Consider the following 19,268-nt stretch of genomic DNA (forward strand, 5'->3'; position numbering starts at 1 on the left):
CCTCCTATCACTTTTCTTACCCAAAGAATCTATCTTCCAGCATCAAGCACAAGCAGTGATACACTGGAAGATGAAGTTCCTGAATCATATATGTTTCTGTCTGCGGTACTTTGATACAAACGTCACTCATCAGTTCCAATTTGCTGCTCTTTGCACCAGTCAAACCAATGACCTTCATACCTTTGGCATGGGCAGTCGTTGCCGCATACAAAACATTTTTACTGTTTCCACTTGTAGAAATGCCAAGAAACACATCCCCTGCTTTACCGTAACCATTAACCTGCTGTGCAAAACAAAGCAACGGCTCGCAGTCGTTCATATATGCAGTAGATAATGCTGGGTGTCCATCCAACGCAATCGCGGGAAGTGCACCTTGTAAATTTTCCGCAAGAACAGTTCCTAATTCCTGATTTTCTGCCATAAGCTTTTCCGCAAAATCAGCTCTGGGCTTTCTCGGCATTTTAAAGCCTTTCATTAGTTCACCAACAATATGCTCTGCATCTGCAGCCGAACCTCCATTACCTGCCACAAGCAGCTTTCCACCATTTACATAGCACTCTTCCAAAAGCAGATATGCAGAGATAATACTGTTCTTTTCTGATTCAAGTGAAGGGTAACGTTCCACTAATAAATCAATATGCTTCATCAATCTTTTTTCCAACTCACTCATTTCGATACCCTTTCTTTTATTTCAGACACTGTTCTACAAACTCTTTTAATGTCGGTATTGTCACTGTCTGACCATAAGATTCACGACCAATCAACGCTGTTCTGCATCCTGCATTATAACCGGCTTTGATATCGTTTTCTCCATCACCAACCATCCACGACTGTGAAAGATCGATATTGAAATCTTCTGCCGCCTTCAACAGCATACCAGGCTTCGGTTTGCGACAAGTACAATCAATTTTTAGCTCTGGTCTCTCCCCTTCGTATCCCTTATGAGGATGATGAGGGCAATAGTAAATGGCATCCAAATATGCTCCTTCTTTTCCAAGAAGTGTCTCCATCTTATTGTGAATTTCTTCCAGCTCTTCAAAAGACACTTCACCGCGAGCAATTACCGGCTGATTCGTTACAACAACTGCAAGATAGCCAGATTCATTGATTTTACGAACTGCCTCAGCCACACCATCTATCAGTTCAAAATCATCTATATTTCGAAGAAAACCAACATATTTATTAATAGTTCCATCTCTATCAAGAAATACTGCTTTTTGCTTATTTTTTAGATTTTTCCCGGATACTCTTCCTTCTTTATAATCCGCGCATACGGAGTAATACCGTTCCGGGGTACCCATATCTTTCACATATTCTGGGCTGTCATAACAGAACATCTTTCCTGTCCCGGCTAACGGTTTTAATAACTGCCGATCCAAATCAACTTTTACCGGTTTACCGTTTGCACCGATCTTGCCTATTGAATCCGCATCAATATCAACCAGTTCCAGCACTTTCGGGCTGATAACATGCAATCCTGCATTCACTCGGTTTCTATAATACTGCGGCCGCTCGTCTTCTTTTGCAAGCCACTTTTTTACCTCTCCATTTTTATCTGCAACGATTAACCCGCTATCATATGGATGGCTATTCGGGTGGGTAAAAAGTGTAACCATTCCACCATGTTCCTGATGGAAGCCAACAAAACGATTAAAATCAACATCAAACACTGCATCTGCATTTAAAAGTAGAAAATCAGATGTCAGATTATCTTTAATTTTGAACAAGGCACCTGCGTTGCCTAACGGTTCTTTTTCAAAATAGTACTCAATATGTACGCCAAACGGTTTTCCCGTCACAGGGGATGTACCAGATCCATCCCCAAAATAGTCCATAATAATATTACCAAGATGACTCACCGTAATAATAATGTCAGTAAACCCTTGGTCACGCAGACACTCCAGCTCATGTTCCAGTACTGGTTTCCCTTCAATTTTAATCATAGGCTTCGGGATATCACTGGCAACTGAAGAAATACGCGTTCCCTTGCCTCCTGCCATTATTACTACTTTCATCTCTTCATTCCTCACTCAAAATTAGTTCTTTGGTTCGTAGGTTTCCGGTGTATAATGAATCACCCTCGTACCACCATCCTCAAATGCAAACGGAATATGCATCAGGTCACGCATCGCCCAACGCACCGCATCCTGACGTTCAGGCTGAACATAGAATACAAGGAATCCGCCACCACCAGCACCCAGCAATTTTCCGCCCAATGCACCAGCCGCCACGCCTTTTGCATAAAGTTCATCAATACTATTTGTAGAAACAGCCGATCCAGTTTGACGCTTAAGTTTCCAAGTGTGATCCAGCATTCTACCGAAATCATCCAGATCTGCATTCTTGTCTGTCAGAACACGCTCTGCATCATCAACCAGAGCAAGCATCTCTTTCAACTGAGCAGTCTTATCTTGTTTTCCTGCTGCATTTGCTTTCTGCACATCAGAAGAGAAACGGGTAAACCCAGTGAAAAACATCATCAAATTCTGATTAAGTTGCTTCTTTCTCTCCGGTGAAATAATAACCGGCAGGACTTCATATCCATCCGCATTAAAGTTAATTCGGTTAAATCCACCGAAAGAAGCAGCGATTTGATCCTGCCATCCACCAGCTTCCTGACAGAGATTACGCTCCAGATAAATCGCTTCATCTGCTAGTCTTTTCTTGTCAGCATACTTACCCTTTAAAGCATAGAAGGCATTCAGCATTCCAACTGCGAAAGAACTTGATGTTCCTAGGCCAGAACGTGCTGGAAGGTCTGCTTCATATGTAAGACGAATCTCGTGCATGTCTAGCATTTTCATAGCATTGCGGATTGCAGGGTGCTGAATGTCATCAATGTTTGTCACTCGTTCCGTCTTTGAATAGGACAATTCCGTTGAATAGTCAAAAAACCTTGGTAAATGGCGTACATTTACATAGCAATACTTGTCAAATGTGGTAGATAAAACAGCTCCACCGTTTTCCCTAAAAAAACTTTCCATATCTGTTCCGCCGCCAAAAAAGGACATGCGGAATGGTGTTTTTGTAATAATCATATGCTTCTTCTCCTTATTTTCAAAGATATTCACCATTGCGTAATATCTCCAGCTTATTCTACCCTTCTACAGAATAAACAGCAGCAGAGTTTGATAAGGAAGTAGGAACATCCACCATTTATTTATGAATATCCCATCTTCTTAATAACTTTTGCTGGACTCCCAACTGCTACGCAATAGTCCAGCACATCTTTAGTAACCACTGAATTGGCTCCAATCGCGCAATGCTTACCTATCTTTACGTTACCTACAATCACAGCGTTAATTCCAATGTATGAACCATCTCCGATAGACACTTTCTGTCCCTTTTGTACAATTCCTTGATCAATAATCGGAATATCTACATTACGGTACTCATGGTCGCAATCTGTTATATACACATTGGGCGAAAGGAGTACTTTTTCTCCGATTTCCAGAGAATTGGCAATAGATATCCGGCAGCGTTCACCAATTTCGGAGCCTTTTCCAATTCTTACCGTACCCCCCCCCCGACCAGATTTGGGTATAAGGGCGTACCGTTACGGAATCTTCAAAAGTAATATGGTGTTTTCCTTTTAAACTGCAATGCTTGCCAATATACACACGCTGTCCCGCAGTTACACCAAAGATTTTTGCTCGAATCAATCCAAGGCATTCTTTGATTGTCCCTTTAAGTCCCATTCTTATGATACCTTTCTAATAAATTTATTCGGATACAGAAAGAACTCTAACCACTTCGTTTTCTTCATAATCCAAGCAGCTATAATTGGACCTGCAAAGCTGATGCCAAGTCCCAGCATCACATGAATCACAGCACTTTCGATGCCAATCTTCATCAGGAGTGATCTCAATGGTGCAGCAAACAACGTGTGCATCAAGAAAATCGGCATTGTGTACTTTGCAATGAATTCCATGCCTCTACCGAACTTTTCCTCAAAACCCGCCGCCATCATGATAACAGCCACACAAGCCAATAATCCCATTGCGAAAGAGACCACACTACCGCTGATTTCCGCTGTATACACCAAAATACTCAGAATTATAAAAAGCAATCCACATATCATTCCTAATACTTTTTTGCCCTTTGGCTGTACGTTAAACACACAAATGCTCATGCCGAGTACAAACCAGATTTCGTTTGACAGAAATGTCGAAACTGCGTAAATTTCATACCCAATACCGGTTAAAATCAAAAGTTTTGCAAACAAAGAAATTATTATTCCTACTGCTGCCGCTCTTGCGCTGCTAAAAGTCGGTGTGACAAGAAAAATAAAAAAGAGTGCATACAAATACCAGTACGGTGAAGTCGGGTGAAGAAATAATGTATCACTCAAACCTCCAATCTGATCGTTAACACTGCTTGAAAATAACTTTTTTAGCACCCATGTAGCAGTTGTAAAAGTGGCATAGGGTACGCCGAGTGCCAATGCCTTTTTCGACACATTCTTGCACCAACTACTCACGCTATTTACATTGCTGTACTTCTGATATAGGTATCCGCTACAAATAAAGAACAGCGGTACATGGAAGTAGTAAATTGTTGTGTTAAACCACTGGTACAAATCATTTTCAGGCAGAATATTCGCCTTCGTCATGCTTTGGAAGAAATGACCCAGCACAACCAATATACAGGCAATGACTTTTACATCATCGACCCATTTTTCTCTTGTTCTTACCGCTGTCTTTTCACCCATTACTTCGTCTCCATCTGCTGTGCGATATCGGCATCCACAATTTCCTCGCCGGTCTTATGCTTCAGCTGCTCCTTAGAAGCTTCACTCAGACCGTTGTTGATCACACAGTTCATGTCGCAGGTGCTGCACTTATCCAGATCTTCCTTGGTAACTTTTCCATCACGGTAGTCACGGCAAATCTTCAGCTCATACATGCTGTACGGATGTTTGGTGAACAGAGCCTTGAACTTGTGAACCAGAACCCAGGTAGCCGGCTTCCAGATGTACTTGTGCATCGCAGGACTTACGCTGCCGATCATCCAGCAGTCACGGTCGCAGCAACGAACCTTTGCACGAACCTTCTCAGCCTCCGGGCTGTTCCACAGCTCATCCCAGGTCTGATTGTTCAGGTTACCCATAACCTCTTTGTCCTTGGTGCCGTTGCAAGGCATAACATCGCCATACGGATCGATGAAGAAGGTATCGAAGCTCATGTCGCAAGGCAGCAGACGCTTCTGACCGTAGATGTAGTTGATCAGACCGTGATTAAAGTATGCACGGAACCACTTTTTCGGGCTGTTGCTGCGGAGCAGTTCATTGACCAGATTCTCGAAGTTCTTTGCAACCATCGGACGATCGTGGATGATATTCTTCGCCTCAACGAAGTAGAAGCTGTTATGCAGAGAAGCAGTTGCAAACTCCATGCCCATCTCATCGGAAATCTTGTACAGCGGAACCAGGTCAGGAGCATTCTTGTCCTGAACAGTCATACCGAAGCCAACGTCCTTCATGCCCATCTCACGCAGCTTCTTCAGTGTGCCGTAACCACGCTGGTAGCCGTTCTGCAGACCACGAATCTCGTTGTTGGTCTGCTCCAGACCTTCGATAGAGATACGAATACCGATCTGCGGAAACTCTTTGCACAGGTCAACGATGCGGTCAGTAAAGAAGCCGTTGGTAGAGATAACGATACGATCAGACTTCTTGTACAGTTCGCGCACGATATCTTTCAGGTCAGTGCGGATGAACGGCTCACCGCCAGTGATATTTGTGAAATACATCTTCGGCAGTTTCTTGATGGTTTCAATGCTGATTTCCTCTTCCGGCTTGGAAGGTGCTTTATAACGGTTGCACATGGAGCAACGAGCATTGCAGCGGTAAGTGACGATGACCGTACCATTTAACTTCTTTTCTTCAGACATGATTAACTCTCCTAACTCTCTCTTTTAAGAATGTTTCGACTTTATTTAAGAACCACTTGGCACATACCGAAAACACAATCGAACCACAGATGACTGCAACAGCTGTGAAGATATATGCCAGCAGATCATTTTCAAATAGATGAACAAGGTGTAGCTTCTCAAGCACACGATAAATTACCATGTGGCACAGATAAATCTCGAAGCTGATACCACCGAGGAACTTGGCGACTGGATTGACCAGTACCCCCCCCCCGCTTACATCCGAGGGTATAGACCAGTGCTGCCACACAGAAGAACAGCATCGTGAGCGTAGAACTGCCTAATGCAAAATAAGCAGCCGAGGCAATCAGCAGAATCGCTCCGGCGATAACCTTGTGCTTCGATGCGAACTCAGCCAACTCTTTTCGATAGAGGAAGATCAGGCCGCCCGCGATGAAATAGACTGCACTGTACAGAATATTCGACCGTTCATTAAAATTCACTGTCACCCTATCTGCAATGTGGTTTTCATCAAAGAAATATATACTGCACACAAAGTTATAGATTGCAGCACAGACAAATGCCGACCATGCACGCTTCTTATTCTCAAGCAGGAAACAAAAGAATGGGAACAGCAGATAAAATACAAAAATGACTGCCAGCGTCCAACTCACACCGATAACCGATATATTCATATTCGGCAAAAGTCCCTGGCAGAGTGTCAGGTTTGCAAAGACCTCATACAACGCACTTTTACTAGGTGATATTACGAAGTCCACCACACAGAGCAATGCGAAATATGGCCAGATCTTGCTGTACCTTTTGGTGTAGAACTCTCCCACACCGATTTTCTGTTCCTTGAATTTCTGGTAGTAGCCGCAGCACATGCCAAAACCGCTGACCATCATAAAAAGGAACACAAGGTTCGTAAAGGATGGTATAAGCTGGTCAAATACAAATCCACTTGCTTCATATTTTCCATTTGCCAGAATGTGCATCAGTGCAATTCCCAATATGGCATAGGCCTTCAAGCCATCTATTCCCTCATATCTCTCTTTCATCCCGCAAGCATCCCCCACAATGTCTTTGCATATTTTTCCTCTGAGCATTCATTCTCAAGGAAACGCTTGAACTTCTCTGCGCTAGAATCAGCTTCTTCTCTATGCTTCAAGAAGTACTGGATTGTATTTTTCCAGTCTTCAATATCCCTTCCACACAAAGCACCTCTGCCATCGGCGAAATACTCCTGTGTAGTTACCGTATCCGACGTAATTGCCATCTTCCCATTGGCGGCTGCCTGGTAAAAAGCAATCAGTCCAGCCGGTGCCTCCGTATCCAACGGCGTAACTACCAACTGTGACTGACACATGAACTCAAGGAATTCCTGTTCAGGAATATCCGACTTCACCACCATATTTTTGCCGAAGTTATCTTTGTACTCTTCAAACCTATCCCTCGGCATAACACAGTTGAATGTAATTTCTGGCATAGCCTGTGCAATTCTAATCAGAAACTCCCAGTCGCGACCGTTCCGTCCGCCGCAGAATACACTATTCGGCACTACTTCGCCTTCATATTCAATGCTGTAACCACCATGATAGGTGTCATGTAGCAGCGTGTACCTCCTATGGATTCCGAGCATTTCGTTCAAATGCTCACCGTACTTCTTAGAAGTCACCGTCGCCTGAACCTTTTTTGATTTCAGCATCGGCTTGTATAAAAACTTTGCCAGCTTGTTTTTCGCAGTTGCTTTATCTTTGAGCAGAATATTTAGCGCAATAATCTTTCTATTTTTGAACTGTACTTTACACAACCACCAGCACAAAACTGCCATGAAGTCGTACCAACAGATGATAGTGTCACCCTCCCCCGACTGCTTGATCATATCCTTGCAAGCTGCCAGCATTTCTTTGGTGGAATTACATTTCTGTGGAGGATAAATCTGCCGAATCTTGGCTGTTTCATAGCCGTTCAGAAATGTCATATTCTGTTTATCCGCTGGGTTATCAAACAGCATATAAACCATCGGCCTGCCCTCCTCTCTTACTGGTACACCTTCATAATTTTCTCGTAATACTCATCAATGGTATCGAAGCTGATGTTCTTACAGTTCTTGCTATATGCTTCACACAGCTTCTTATCACCCCAGAGCTTTTCTATCTTTTCTTTCAAATCTTTCCCGTTACCGCTCTCAAACAGCTCGCCGGTCTTGTCAACCTGAATCAACTCCGGGATACCACCTATCTCAGCTCCCAGCACTGGTGTGCCATACATCTGGGATTCCATTACGGAGAACGGGCAGTTCTCATACCACTCAGACGGGTAAATGGAGAACCGTGCCTCACGGATCAGCTTCTCCAGTGCCTCGCCTTTCTGGAAGCCAACGTTCTTGATGTTCTTAATACCATTTACTGTCTCTTCCAGCGGGCCAGTACCGGCGAAGATGAACTGCACATCCGGCAGCTCCTTACAGACCTTGATGAGTGTGCCGATGCCCTTTTCTTCAGAGAAGCGGCCGAAGTAGAGGATGTAATCCTTCTTCGGAGTCTCTTTCCACTCCACCTTGTCGATGAAGTTGTGCATTGCCACGGTCTTAGTAGCAAACAGAGGATTGCTGTCCATCTTGCTCTTCATGAACTCGGAGCAGCAGATCATAGTGTCAATGTACTTGTAGGTACCCTTCCACTTCCAGAATTCGGCTTCCATCATGCCGATGGCTGACTTCGCCGTGGAACCGTGAATACACTTGCCTTTCATGCAGTTCACGAAATGACCACCGAGGCACTTCTCACAGTTCTGGTGCGTATTCGGATTGTTCAGCATGTGGTTCGGGCAGACCAGCTGGTAGTCATGTGCCGTGAAGATGATCTTACACTCTCTTCCGGTCTCCTTGCGCCACTTCACGATTTCCAGGATGATGGAAGGAGTCAGTTGGTAGTTAAAATTGTTCAGATGACAGACATCCGGCTTGAAGTCGTCCAGAACTTTTCTCAGCTGCACCCGTGCTTCCTTGCTGTAGATGGTCTTGATCGGGTAGGTCAGCTTACTCAGTTTGCTGCCGCCGTGGAAGTCCATATCTGACGTATAAGCATTGACTCGGTTGCCCACGCAGCGACCTTCATGCTCCATACCGAAGTACTGAACCTCATGTCCGTGCTGCTCTAGCGCCTCACCCAGCTTAAATATGTAGGTTTCTGATCCACCGTTTGGATATAGAAATTTATTTATTATCAATACTCTCATCTATTATTTTCTCCTGTACAGTTTCATCGTTTCCTTTACGACATCATCCCAGTTATATTTCTCGCAGATAAAGTCAGCTGCCTGATTCTTCATTTTCATAACCATTTCAGGATGGTCACAGGCATCTTGCAGTTTTTCTTGCAAGTCCTCTATATTTGACTTTTTAAAAATCAATGCCTTATCTTCCACAACCTCTGTGCACTCTGGAATGTCGGAAACCAGACAGCAGTTTCCATAGCTCATTGCTTCCAGCAGACTTAATGGCATTCCTTCCAGATCAGACGGCAGCGTGTAGATGTAAGCGTTGCTGTATAGTTCATCCAGCATTGCTCCCTGCACAAACCCAGTAAAGAGAATCCGATTGTCACCCTTCGCCAGTTCTTTCAATTCCTCCATAAAGGAATCCGTATCACTAGAGCCGCCTGCGATAACCAGCTTTTTATCCGTCTTGACATTCTTGAAGGCCTCAACCAGATATCGAATCCCCTTTTCTGGCACCAGACGACCGAGGAACAATATGTAGGAATCTTTCTCCAATCCAAAATGATCCGTGATCAGCTTTGCTTCCCGAACCTCTGGCCGATTGACACCATTAGGGATAAAATGTGTCTCCCTTCCGTAGGTCTCCAAGAAATACTTCTGCACGTCTTTGCTTAGAACAATGATCTCGTCCGCATATTTCACAGCATTCTTTTCGCCGCCACGAATGAACTTGGATGCAACGCTTCCGCGCCACTTCTCGCGATCCCAGTCCAAACCGTGGATAGTGCTGATTACACGCTTGCCAAAAAGTTTTGGTATCCAACAGAAAAAGGCAGGACCTTCTGCATGGATATGCACCACATCGTATCTTCCAAATGCACTACAAAGTGCTGCGAAAAAGGAAGAGCTTACCGCCGCAAGTCCCTTCTTCTCAATAGTCGGAACAACCTTTTGACGGATGCCAGCATATTCAATGGTTTTGTCATACTCTGCACCGCTCACATGATGGCCTGCTCTATTGTAGCAAGTTATATCACAACCATTCTGTGCCATTCGGGTGCAGAGTTCTTTTACAACAATCTCTATCCCGCCTTCACGCGAAAGACGTTTCTGTCCGAAAACCGCAAGTCTGATTTTTTCTTCCATTACTTCTCTCCAACCGTCATTCCATAGTTTCTATTCTTGTCCTAGGCTTATACACAATCCCAGCAGTTCTTTTCCTTAAATTGTCATGCTCGTCTTTCACTATTCACCTTTCCTACTTCATAGCACAACAACAAGCCTGTATACAGATTGCAGCAACAATCTATACGCAGGCTTGTCCTCGTACCTCCTTATTCTGTTTTCTGCTCTATCAGCTTTCGCTGTGGTGGGTTAAGTATAGAGCGCAACCAGAAGCCACTAACCCCCGAAATCACGCCGGAACGCAACGCACCATGGTAAACAGAAACAAGTTAAGGTAAAAAAGGTCAAGCCGCGCAAACCCGCATGAAATCAGGATTTTTTCTGGTTACTAACATTATTTCACAGGTTCCATGGACGGTAACAACAACTCTTTTCCCAAACATCTTCGGCAGCCATGCAAAGAATGCCGGACCTTCGGCGTGGATGTGCACCACATCGTATTTTCCAAATGCACTATAAAGTGCCGCAAATGCGGAGGAGCTGACTGCAGCAAGTCCGCGCCGTTCAATGGTCGGAACAGACTTCTGACGGATTCCCTCGTACTCCGTTTTGCCAGCATCGTCATATTCTGCACCACTCACATGATGGCCTGCTCTGTTGTAGCAGGTCACGTCACAGCCATTCTGTGCCATTCGGGTGCAGAGCTCTTTGACAACGATTTCTACTCCGCCTTCTCTCGATAATCGCTTCTGTCCGAACATCGCAATCGCAAGTTTCTTACTCATAAATCTTTCCCACAATCCCACTCAATTTCTTCATTAACATCTCGGCCAACACAAAGAGCGGATAGGCTCGCTTGCCTGTCCGCTGGCTGTCACCCCACCCTCATGGTCGAGATTTCTTCCTGTGCGGCATTTCTGCCGCTCAGAAAGATCAGTCGTTCATTCTTCGGGTAAGAAAATATGAACTTCGGGTTGCGGAGCCTTTCCTTCTCTGCCGTACCCTTGTCCCTATTATGACAGCTGCGTATTATATCTCTAGCCCCGCGCCGTTCAATGGTCGGAACAGACTTCTGACGGATTCCCTCGTACTCCGTTTTACCAGCATCGTCATATTCCGCACTGCTCACATGATGTCCCGATCTGTTGTAGCATGTCACCTGACAGCCCTGCTGCGCCATCCGTGTGCACAGCTCTTTTACCACGATCTCCACGCCGCCCTCTCTCGACCACCTTTTGTGGCCAAAAACAGCAAGCCTCAATTTCTCTTTCATTTTCCCTTTCCTGTCGCTTTCCCCATTTAGGGATCTCATCCCCATACCGTGCCAAACTCCGGCCCGGTTTCCTTTACATCAGAAAAAGCCCGGACGCATCTACGCCCAGGTTTTTGACAGATTTACGCCGCAATTCATTGACATTTTATTTCCAGAATCATCAATATCAATTTCGTAAATGTATTTATTGACACTAAAAATATTTTACCATTTTTTCCTCTGGGGTACAATACTTTGCAGCTGTATCATTGCCTGCATCATGGCTAAGATTTCCGTACTTTATTCCGTCTTTTTGTTGCAACCTATTCATTTTAGAAAGGAACTCGTTCCATTGCTTTTTTGCAGCAAAAAAACACCCTTCCTCTCACGGAAACCCGCAAAAGGAAGGGTGTTGAACTCGTTATCCTGTTGTCGTACCAATCACAGCATGTTCGTACCAGCAAAGCCGGTACCAGCCGTCATTCAGCACGGCATCTCAAGCACTTTTGAGCGTAGAGCTGTGATTAGCAGTTCTCAGCGAAGTACTTAATGGTACGGACCATCTGAGAGGTGTAGGAGTTCTCGTTGTCGTACCAAGACACGACCTGAACCTGATAGGTGTCGTCGTCGATCTTAGCGACCATGGTCTGGGTAGCATCGAACAGAGAGCCGTAACGCATGCCGATGACATCGGAAGAAACGATCTGATCCTCGTTGTAGCCGAAGGACTCAGAAGTAGCAGCCTTCATAGCAGCATTGATGGACTCCTTGGTGACATCCTTGCCCTTGACGACAGCAACCAGAATGGTGGTAGAGCCGGTGGGAACAGGCACACGCTGAGCAGAACCGATCAGCTTGCCGTTCAGCTCGGGGATGACCAGGCCGATAGCCTTAGCAGCGCCGGTGGTGTTGGGAACGATGTTCTGTGCGCCAGCACGAGCACGGCGCAGATCGCCCTTGCGCTGAGGACCATCCAGGATCATCTGGTCGCCGGTGTAAGCATGAACAGTGGTCATGATGCCGGAGACGATGGGGTAGGTCTTGTTCAGGGTGTTAGCCATGGGAGCCAGGCAGTTGGTGGTGCAGGAAGCAGCAGAAATGACCTGATCCTCAGCGGTCAGGGTCTTCTCGTTGACGGAGAAGACAATGGTCTTCAGATCGTTGCCTGCGGGAGCAGAGATAACGACCTTCTTTGCGCCAGCCTGAATGTGAGCCATGCTCTTCTCCTTGCTGGTGTAGAAGCCGGTGCACTCCAGAACGACATCAACGTTCAGTTCGCCCCAGGGAGCGTCCTTTGCGTCCTTAACAGCGTAGATCTTGATCTCCTTGCCGTCAACAATGATGGAGTCCTCGGTAGCCTCGACGGTGTGCTTGCCCTCGCCGATCTTGCCGCAGAAAGAACCCTGAGCAGTATCGTACTTCAGCAGGTGAGCCAGCATCTTAGGGCTGGTCAGGTCGTTGATTGCGACGACCTCGTAACCCTCAGCATCAAACATCTGACGGAAAGCCAGACGACCAATACGACCGAAACCATTGATAGCAACTCTAACAGCCATGTTAATAGTACCTCCTAATTATTTTACCCATAATCGGATAAATCACGGTATCTTTATTTTAGACCAAAACGCAGAAAGTTTCAAGTGTCTGCCAAAAAATTAACAAGACATTCACTGCATTTTTTGCTTTTGTACGATTTTAATTCCTTTCATTCCCTGCTTTTCGGCAATTGCGCCAACAGAGTGCCAACATTTTTGTCAGCTCTCCCCGTTCAAGCAGGCTGTAACGCACGCTCCGCCAATGCCGCCCACGCAGCAAAGGCCCAGTCCGGCAAAGATCTCCGGCCAGACAGCCGGTGCGGCCCAGCTCAGGCCGCTCATCAAAACCAATACGTAGGGCAGCTGCCAGCACAGGCAAAGTGCAAATGCGGCAAGCCCGGCTGCGCACAGTGTTTTGCCATTGCCCGGCTGCGGGACATGCAACGCCCGGGCCAGCGCTGCCAAAAACACCAGTGCCGCAAGCGCCTGCCACACCGCCGCTGTAGGGGTCACGCGGTGCCAGCTGGAGCTGTTCTCCATAAAGCGCAGCAGCACGTTCCAGTAGAACAGCAGACTGCCCGCCACGGCCAGATACAGCCCACCAAAGGGCTTTTTCCACTCGTTGGGGCTGAGCCAGGAGCGGCCCATGGTGCTGAGCCACGTGGAGCACAGGCATTCCAGAATGCACCGCACAAAGCCGCCCAGACCGGAAGCTGCGCCCAGCGCGATCTGTGCACCCGCTGCGGCCAGAAAACATACTGCACCGACAAAAGCCAGAATACCGGCCAGCGGCCTGCGGCTACGCACCGCTTCCGAGCGGGAAGGCTGTGTACGGCCCACAAGCACTGCAGCCAGCACCACGATACCCAGTGCCAGATAGCGCCACCACACCGAGCCGACCACGCACAGACCGGTGACGGCATCGGTGCCAAAGGCAAGGTCTGCCGCGCGCAGCACGCCCAGCAGAATGCTCAGGATAAAAACGAACAAAACAGAAGGATTCATCAGCGTTCCTCGATCGGCTTATATTTCTGGCGCACGCCCAGATACTTGTAAGCGGGACGAATGATACGGTTGGCGAATACCACCTCTTCCACGCGGTGTGCACACCAGCCGGGCACACGGGCAATGGCGAACAGCGGGGTGTAGATATCCTCAGAGATGCCCAGCATGTTGTAGATCAGGCCGCTGAACAGGTCCACGTTGGCGCACACCGGCTTGGTGCTGCCCTTTTCCTCGGCAAAAATGCCGGGGGCCAGCCGTTCGATGCTGCACAGCATATTATACTCTTCCTCAAAGCCTTTGTCGTAGGCCAGATGGCGGGCGCGCTGCTTCAGGATCACTTCACGAGGGTCGCTGATGGTGTACACCGCGTGGCCCATGCCGTAGATCAGGCCGGAGCCATCGCCCGCCTGCTTGCGCAGGATGCGGCGCAGATACTCGCGCACCTCATCGTCGTCCTCGGGGTTTTCCACATGCTTGAGGATATCCTTCAGCTGACGGTTCACCATCAGGTTGGCACCGCCGTGCTTGGGGCCCTTCAGTGCACCGATGGCCGCCGCGATTGCGGAGTAGGTATCGGTGCCGGAGGAGGACAGCACACGGGCGGTAAAGGTGGAGCAGTTGCCGCCGCCGTGGTCGGCGTGCACCAGCAGGCACATATCCAGCAGCTTTGCTTCCTCGTGGGTGAACTTCTGGTCCGGACGGTAGGTGCTGAGGATGTGCTCTGCCGTGCTCTGGCCGGGCTTGGGCAGGTGGAAGAACATGCTCTGCTTATCGTAGTAGCGGCGCTTCATCTGGTAAGCGTTCACCATCATGGTGGGCATGCTGGCGATCAGATTGATGCTCTGGCTCAGGATGTTCTCCAGACTCAGATCCTCGGCGTGCTCATCATAAGAGTAAAGGCCCAGCACGCAGCGCTGCAGCTTATTCATGATATTGGGCGAGGGGGCGTTCATGGTGTCCATGAAGCCTTCCGGCAGGGCGCGGTGCTCTGCCAGGATCTCACAGAAATCGTCCAGCTGCTCCCGGTTGGGCAGACTGCCGAACAGCAGCAGCCAGATCACCTCTTCAAACACAAAGCGGTCATTGCGGTAGGCCTCGTCCACGATCTCGTTGATGTTCACACCGCGGTAGATCAGCTTGCCGGGAGTGGGAATCACATGGCCTTCCTGATCCTTTTTATAGCCCACAACGTCGCAGACGTTGGTCAGGCCGGCCAGCACACCGGTGCCATCCGGGTTGCGCAGGCCGCGCTTGACCCCCAGACGTTCGCTCGTCTCCGGATCGATGTAGTTGTTGGCAACATATTCCTCACACAAAGTCCGCATCGTGTTCGGGTCCAGCGTTGCCACCTCCGAATGTGCAAAATTCATAAGGGGAATTCTCCTTTCATCCTATTTATATACTTTCCCACCCACCCTCAATGATGGGTATAATTCTATATTATCGCTTTTGACGAGTAAATTCAAGCATCAACTGCACCGTTCAGCGCACAAAAAGCCGGTTTGGTGCTTTTTTGCGCTTGCACCACAAAAGGCTTTTTCCCTGTTTCGCATCTTTTTTCAGGGTATATCCGGTATTCTGATTAAAAAAACACCGCTGTCGGAGGGTTTGGGACTATGAAAAAGTTTTTTCTGCCAATCTTTGCGGTCCTGCTGGTGCTGGGCAGCATTCTGCCGCTGGCTGCCTACCGGGTCACACGCGCCGTGCTCAGCGGGGCAAAGCCCGCATCTTCTGCCGTATCTTCACCTGCAGCATCTGCGCAGCCGCCAAATGCCGTGCCTTCTGCGGATGCCGAAACCTTTCTGGTGGAGGATCAGGCCACCGGACAGGTGCTGGAGCTTTCCCGTCAGGAATACGTTCTGGGTGCTGTCGCCGCCGAGATGCCGGTGAGCTGGCCGGACGAAGCGCTCAAGGCACAGGCCGTTGCCGCCCACAGCTATGCGCTCTACTGCCAGGACCACACCACCCTGCAAAGCGGCGCTTGGCTCACTGCCGACCCAGCCCGGCGGCAGGGCTGCCTGACCGAGCCGGTGCTGCGCAGCTACTGGGGCACCGCCTACGAGCAGAATTACGCCCGCCTCTCCGCCCTTGTGGACGAGGTCTTGGATGAGATACTTTATTATGAGAACGCTCCTGCCTGCGCCAGCTACTTTGCCATTTCCAATGGGCAGACCGAGGCCAGTGAAAATGTATGGGGTTCCGCCCTGCCCTACCTCATTTCAGTGGACAGCAGCACCGACCGTTCCGCTGACAACTACGAATACACCGTCACCTTTTCCGCAGAACAGTTGCAGCAGGCCCTTGCAGGCCTTGGCATTTCTGCCGACCTCGCCGCGCCGGAAGGCTGGTTCGGCCCGGCAGCGCTGACCAGCGCCGGATACACAAAAACCGTCACGGTCTGCGGGCAGACCGTTTCCGGCACGACCCTGCGCCGGGCGCTGGGCCTGCGCAGCACATGCTTTACGGTACAGTACCAGAGCGGGAATTTCAGCTTTACCACCCGGGGTTACGGCCACGGTGTGGGCCTGAGCCAGTGGGGCACAAAGGCCATGGCGGAGCAGGGCAAAAGCTATGCCGATATTCTGGCACACTACTACCCCGGCACGCAGCTGCAAGGATGAAAAAGCGGCCCGCACCGCAAAGGCACAGACCGCTTTTCTATTCACTCTTTTTCTTATACCCGCACCATATCCGGGGTGATCTCGGCCAGAGAATGCGCACCGCACATCTGCATGGTGTCAGCCAGCTCACCGGCCAGCTTATCAATGTAGCACTTCACGCCTTCCTCGCCGCCGCCATACACAGCCGTGACGAACGGGCGGCAGATCAGCACGCCGTCTGCACCCAGTGCCAGTGCCTTGAACACATCCACACCGGTGCGGATGCCGCCGTCCACCAGGATCTTCACGCCGGTGCCCTTGAGGGCTGCTGCGATCTCCGGCAGCACCTCGGCAGTGGCCGGGCACTGATCCAGCACGCGGCCGCCGTGGTTGGACACCACGATAGCAGCCGCGCCGGCTTCCTTTGCCTTCAGTGCGCCCTTAACGGTCATAACGCCCTTGACAATGAAGGGGCGTTCGGCCAGCTTGACGATCTCGGCAAGCTCTGCCACGCTCTTGCTGCCTGCTGGCGGAGTCATGTTCTTCAGGAAGGGCAGACCGGCTGCATCCACATCCATGGCCACGGCAAAGCAGCCGCTGGCCTTGGCCTCGGCCATCTTTTCCTTAATGGTATCAATGTTCCAGGGCTTGATGGTGGGCACGCCGCAGCCGTTTGCTGCGCCAATGGCCTTGGTGGCCATCTCCATAACGGTGGGGTTGGTGCCGTCGCCGGTAAAGGCAGCGATGCCGTTCTCTGCACAGGCGCGCACCAGCACATCATTATAGGTCATATCGGTATAGGCTTCCGAGTAGTGCAGGTTCACAGCACCCACCGGGCCTGCAAAGAACGGGTACTTGAAGCTCTTGCCAAACAGCTCAATATGGGTGTCCGGGGTGCCGCCCTCGCACAGGGTGTCCATGTTCACGCGGATTTCGGCCCACTTATTATAATTGCGGATGGCCGTATCGCCCACACCCTTGGCACCGGGGCCGGGGATCTGGTTTTTGCAGGCCACGCCGTTGCACACCGGGCAGGCCTTGCAGTATTTGCCAATGCACTCACGGGCATTGGCCAGCACTTCAGGATAAGTCATAAGAAAGCATCCTCCTTTTTTATTCCACTCTGCGGCCGCAAAGATTTCCCGCCGCAGTACTCTCCTGCTTCATCATAGTCCGGTTCAACCGCTTCGTCAAGGGTTTTTGCTGCATCCCTGAATTTTTTGCCGTTTTTTGCCTGCACAGAGATGTCGTTTTGAAAAAAACCATTTTTTTCAAAAAATCCTTGACAAAAGCGGTTCTTTCAGGTATTATAGTGTGGCGCTACGGCGTACAACCGAATATGGAAAGATGGCTGAGTTGGTCTAAGGCGCACGACTGGAAATCGTGTAACGTGTCAAAAGCGTTCTGGGGTTCGAATCCCCATCTTTCCGCCAGAAATCCGAAACCTTACGGTTTCGGATTTTTTGTTTTATCTTCTCATTTTTCATTTTAAAAAAAAGTGCTTGACAAATGCGCACCTTTCAGGTATTATAGTGTGGCACTGCGGCGTACAACCGAATATGGAAAGATGGCTGAGTTGGTCTAAGGCGCACGACTGGAAATCGTGTAACGTGTCAAAAGCGTTCTGGGGTTCGAATCCCCATCTTTCCGCCAGAAATCCGAAACCTTACGGTTTCGGATTTTTTGTTTTTCCAGCGCTTCTCTGTTCCGCCTTGACTTTTGTCCGCTGTTCCGCTATGCTGAATAAAACATCTGAGGGAGGATTTTTTATGGCATCTTCCAAACGAAAAAAGCACGGCGCGGGCTATGTGGTCCTGATCGCAGTGCTCATCCTTGTACTGCTTGCAGTCGTGGCCGCTGTAACCGGGTACAGTCTGGTAGCCCGCCGGGTGAAAGCGCTGCAGGCAGGCGCGGCCTTTACCTTTGATTATGAGATCACATCCACAGCCGATTCCCCTGCCCTTTACACCATCCTGCAAAAGACAGGCTCCACCAAGGGCACCGTCAACGGCCTGTATGCGCCGGACGCACTGCAGCTGAGCATCTCGGCCCCGGATGCCGTTATCCCGGCAGGCCCGCTCACCCGGGTGTATATCAGCAGCAGCGAGACCTTATACGATGTCGGACAGCTGTACAAAAATATCCGCTCTTCCATCACCGGCAGCTACCCGCTGGCAAGCCTTCTGCTGCCGGACTGGAGCCTTGGCAGTTATATCTCGCAGGCCCAGCTGGCAAGCCTGCTGGGTGTGGACACCACAGCCACCAGCCTGCAGGACATGACCGAGTTTGAGCTGCCGCAGAAAAAGCTGCAGCGCGTACAGCCGGAAAACGCAAAGGACGGCTACCTTTATTTTCAGCTGGATACCGGTGATGCCAGCGCCAATGCACCGGTACTTGTTATCGGGCTGGAAAAGAGCAGGTTCTTTGCGGATGCCATCCCGGTGCACATCCTGCTCACCATCCCGGAACACGGGGTCAGCATCCAGCTCACTGGCACCGTGAGTGCCCAGACCGTGGTGCTCACTGCGCCCACATCCCGCATGAAGGACGAAGACATCCAGACGCTGGTGCAGATCCGCGATACCATCCAGAGCGTGCTGCAGTTCGTGCAGACCGCTGCCAACAGCGTACAGAACGCGGGCTGATCTTTCCGCA

Annotated in this window: 19 protein-coding genes and 2 tRNA genes; 4 read left to right on the plus strand and 17 right to left on the minus strand. The window is 49.3% G+C overall.

All coding sequences use genetic code 11. From position 1 onward, the window contains the following. Positions 1–16: 16 nt before the first annotated feature. The 16 genes from WMO17_RS08610 to WMO17_RS08675 form a co-directional block, all read right to left on the minus strand. A complete protein-coding gene (locus WMO17_RS08610; protein WP_349137892.1) occupies positions 17–670 on the minus strand; it encodes a D-sedoheptulose-7-phosphate isomerase in 654 nt (217 codons plus the stop codon). A gap of 16 nt (positions 671–686) precedes the next feature. Next, positions 687–2,015 carry a D-glycero-beta-D-manno-heptose 1,7-bisphosphate 7-phosphatase gene (gene gmhB, locus WMO17_RS08615; RefSeq protein WP_349137893.1) on the minus strand — a complete coding sequence of 443 codons (1,329 nt, stop codon included), beginning with the start codon at positions 2,013–2,015 and terminating at the stop codon, positions 687–689. A 21-nt stretch (positions 2,016–2,036) separates the two neighbouring features. Continuing rightward, a complete protein-coding gene (locus WMO17_RS08620; RefSeq protein ID WP_349137894.1) occupies positions 2,037–3,038 on the minus strand; it encodes a GHMP family kinase ATP-binding protein in 1,002 nt (333 codons plus the stop codon). Between the two features lie 122 nt (positions 3,039–3,160). Beyond that, positions 3,161–3,418, minus strand: a complete 258-nt coding sequence (locus tag WMO17_RS13170; RefSeq protein ID WP_353963382.1) for an acyltransferase — start codon at positions 3,416–3,418, stop codon at positions 3,161–3,163. 282 nt (positions 3,419–3,700) lie between these two features. Beyond that, a complete protein-coding gene (locus WMO17_RS08625) occupies positions 3,701–4,711 on the minus strand; it encodes an acyltransferase family protein (protein WP_349137895.1) in 1,011 nt (336 codons plus the stop codon). Then, positions 4,711–5,892: a radical SAM protein gene (locus tag WMO17_RS08630; protein ID WP_055145751.1), complete on the minus strand. Its 1,182-nt coding sequence runs from the start codon at positions 5,890–5,892 to the stop codon at positions 4,711–4,713. The genes WMO17_RS08625 and WMO17_RS08630 overlap by 1 nt, the downstream gene beginning before the upstream one ends. Beyond that, positions 5,885–6,163, minus strand: a complete 279-nt coding sequence (locus WMO17_RS13175) for a hypothetical protein (protein WP_353963383.1) — start codon at positions 6,161–6,163, stop codon at positions 5,885–5,887. The genes WMO17_RS08630 and WMO17_RS13175 overlap by 8 nt, the downstream gene beginning before the upstream one ends. Then, complete coding sequence (locus WMO17_RS08635) at positions 6,051–6,932, minus strand: acyltransferase family protein (RefSeq protein WP_349137896.1); 882 nt, start codon at positions 6,930–6,932, stop codon at positions 6,051–6,053. Before WMO17_RS08635 ends, WMO17_RS13175 begins: the two co-directional genes overlap by 113 nt. Continuing rightward, the gene (locus tag WMO17_RS08640; protein WP_349137897.1) at positions 6,929–7,897 is read right to left on the minus strand and encodes a glycosyltransferase; all 969 of its coding nucleotides are present in this window, start codon (positions 7,895–7,897) and stop codon (positions 6,929–6,931) included. Before WMO17_RS08640 ends, WMO17_RS08635 begins: the two co-directional genes overlap by 4 nt. A gap of 17 nt (positions 7,898–7,914) precedes the next feature. Then, positions 7,915–9,114 (minus strand): glycosyltransferase, encoded by a 1,200-nt coding sequence (locus WMO17_RS08645; protein WP_349137898.1) that lies wholly within the window; start codon positions 9,112–9,114, stop codon positions 7,915–7,917. A gap of 3 nt (positions 9,115–9,117) precedes the next feature. Next, positions 9,118–10,242 (minus strand): glycosyltransferase family 4 protein, encoded by a 1,125-nt coding sequence (locus WMO17_RS08650; protein ID WP_349137899.1) that lies wholly within the window; start codon positions 10,240–10,242, stop codon positions 9,118–9,120. A gap of 323 nt (positions 10,243–10,565) precedes the next feature. Next, positions 10,566–11,006 (minus strand): glycosyltransferase family 4 protein, encoded by a 441-nt coding sequence (locus tag WMO17_RS08655; RefSeq protein WP_349137900.1) that lies wholly within the window; start codon positions 11,004–11,006, stop codon positions 10,566–10,568. 89 nt (positions 11,007–11,095) lie between these two features. Continuing rightward, positions 11,096–11,494 carry a hypothetical protein gene (locus WMO17_RS08660; protein ID WP_349137901.1) on the minus strand — a complete coding sequence of 133 codons (399 nt, stop codon included), beginning with the start codon at positions 11,492–11,494 and terminating at the stop codon, positions 11,096–11,098. A gap of 503 nt (positions 11,495–11,997) precedes the next feature. After that, on the minus strand, positions 11,998–13,029 hold the full coding sequence (gene gap / locus WMO17_RS08665) for a type I glyceraldehyde-3-phosphate dehydrogenase (protein WP_005945602.1): 1,032 nt from the start codon (positions 13,027–13,029) through the stop codon (positions 11,998–12,000). Between the two features lie 198 nt (positions 13,030–13,227). Beyond that, complete coding sequence (locus tag WMO17_RS08670) at positions 13,228–14,013, minus strand: hypothetical protein (protein ID WP_349137902.1); 786 nt, start codon at positions 14,011–14,013, stop codon at positions 13,228–13,230. After that, complete coding sequence (locus WMO17_RS08675) at positions 14,013–15,383, minus strand: citrate synthase (protein ID WP_097775297.1); 1,371 nt, start codon at positions 15,381–15,383, stop codon at positions 14,013–14,015. The genes WMO17_RS08670 and WMO17_RS08675 overlap by 1 nt, the downstream gene beginning before the upstream one ends. 246 nt (positions 15,384–15,629) lie before the next feature. Between WMO17_RS08675 and spoIID the strand changes: the two genes are divergently transcribed. After that, the gene (gene spoIID, locus WMO17_RS08680) at positions 15,630–16,634 is read left to right on the plus strand and encodes a stage II sporulation protein D (RefSeq protein ID WP_349137903.1); all 1,005 of its coding nucleotides are present in this window, start codon (positions 15,630–15,632) and stop codon (positions 16,632–16,634) included. 53 nt (positions 16,635–16,687) lie between these two features. Here the strand turns inward: spoIID and WMO17_RS08685 are convergent, their stop codons facing one another. After that, entirely contained in the window at positions 16,688–17,707 is a 1,020-nt protein-coding gene (locus WMO17_RS08685) for an alpha-hydroxy-acid oxidizing protein (RefSeq protein ID WP_005945594.1), read from the minus strand. A gap of 247 nt (positions 17,708–17,954) precedes the next feature. Here WMO17_RS08685 and WMO17_RS08690 point away from each other — a divergent pair. The 3 genes from WMO17_RS08690 (at position 17,955) to WMO17_RS08700 (ending at position 19,258) form a co-directional block, all read left to right on the plus strand. Continuing rightward, positions 17,955–18,046 (plus strand) — tRNA-Ser (locus WMO17_RS08690). A gap of 128 nt (positions 18,047–18,174) precedes the next feature. Further along, positions 18,175–18,266, plus strand: a tRNA-Ser gene (locus tag WMO17_RS08695). 116 nt (positions 18,267–18,382) lie between these two features. Beyond that, complete coding sequence (locus WMO17_RS08700) at positions 18,383–19,258, plus strand: hypothetical protein (RefSeq protein WP_097781652.1); 876 nt, start codon at positions 18,383–18,385, stop codon at positions 19,256–19,258. Positions 19,259–19,268: the final 10 nt, after the last annotated feature.

It is taken from the genome of Faecalibacterium faecis, assembly GCF_040096475.1.
GTDB lineage: Bacteria > Bacillota > Clostridia > Oscillospirales > Ruminococcaceae > Faecalibacterium > Faecalibacterium taiwanense.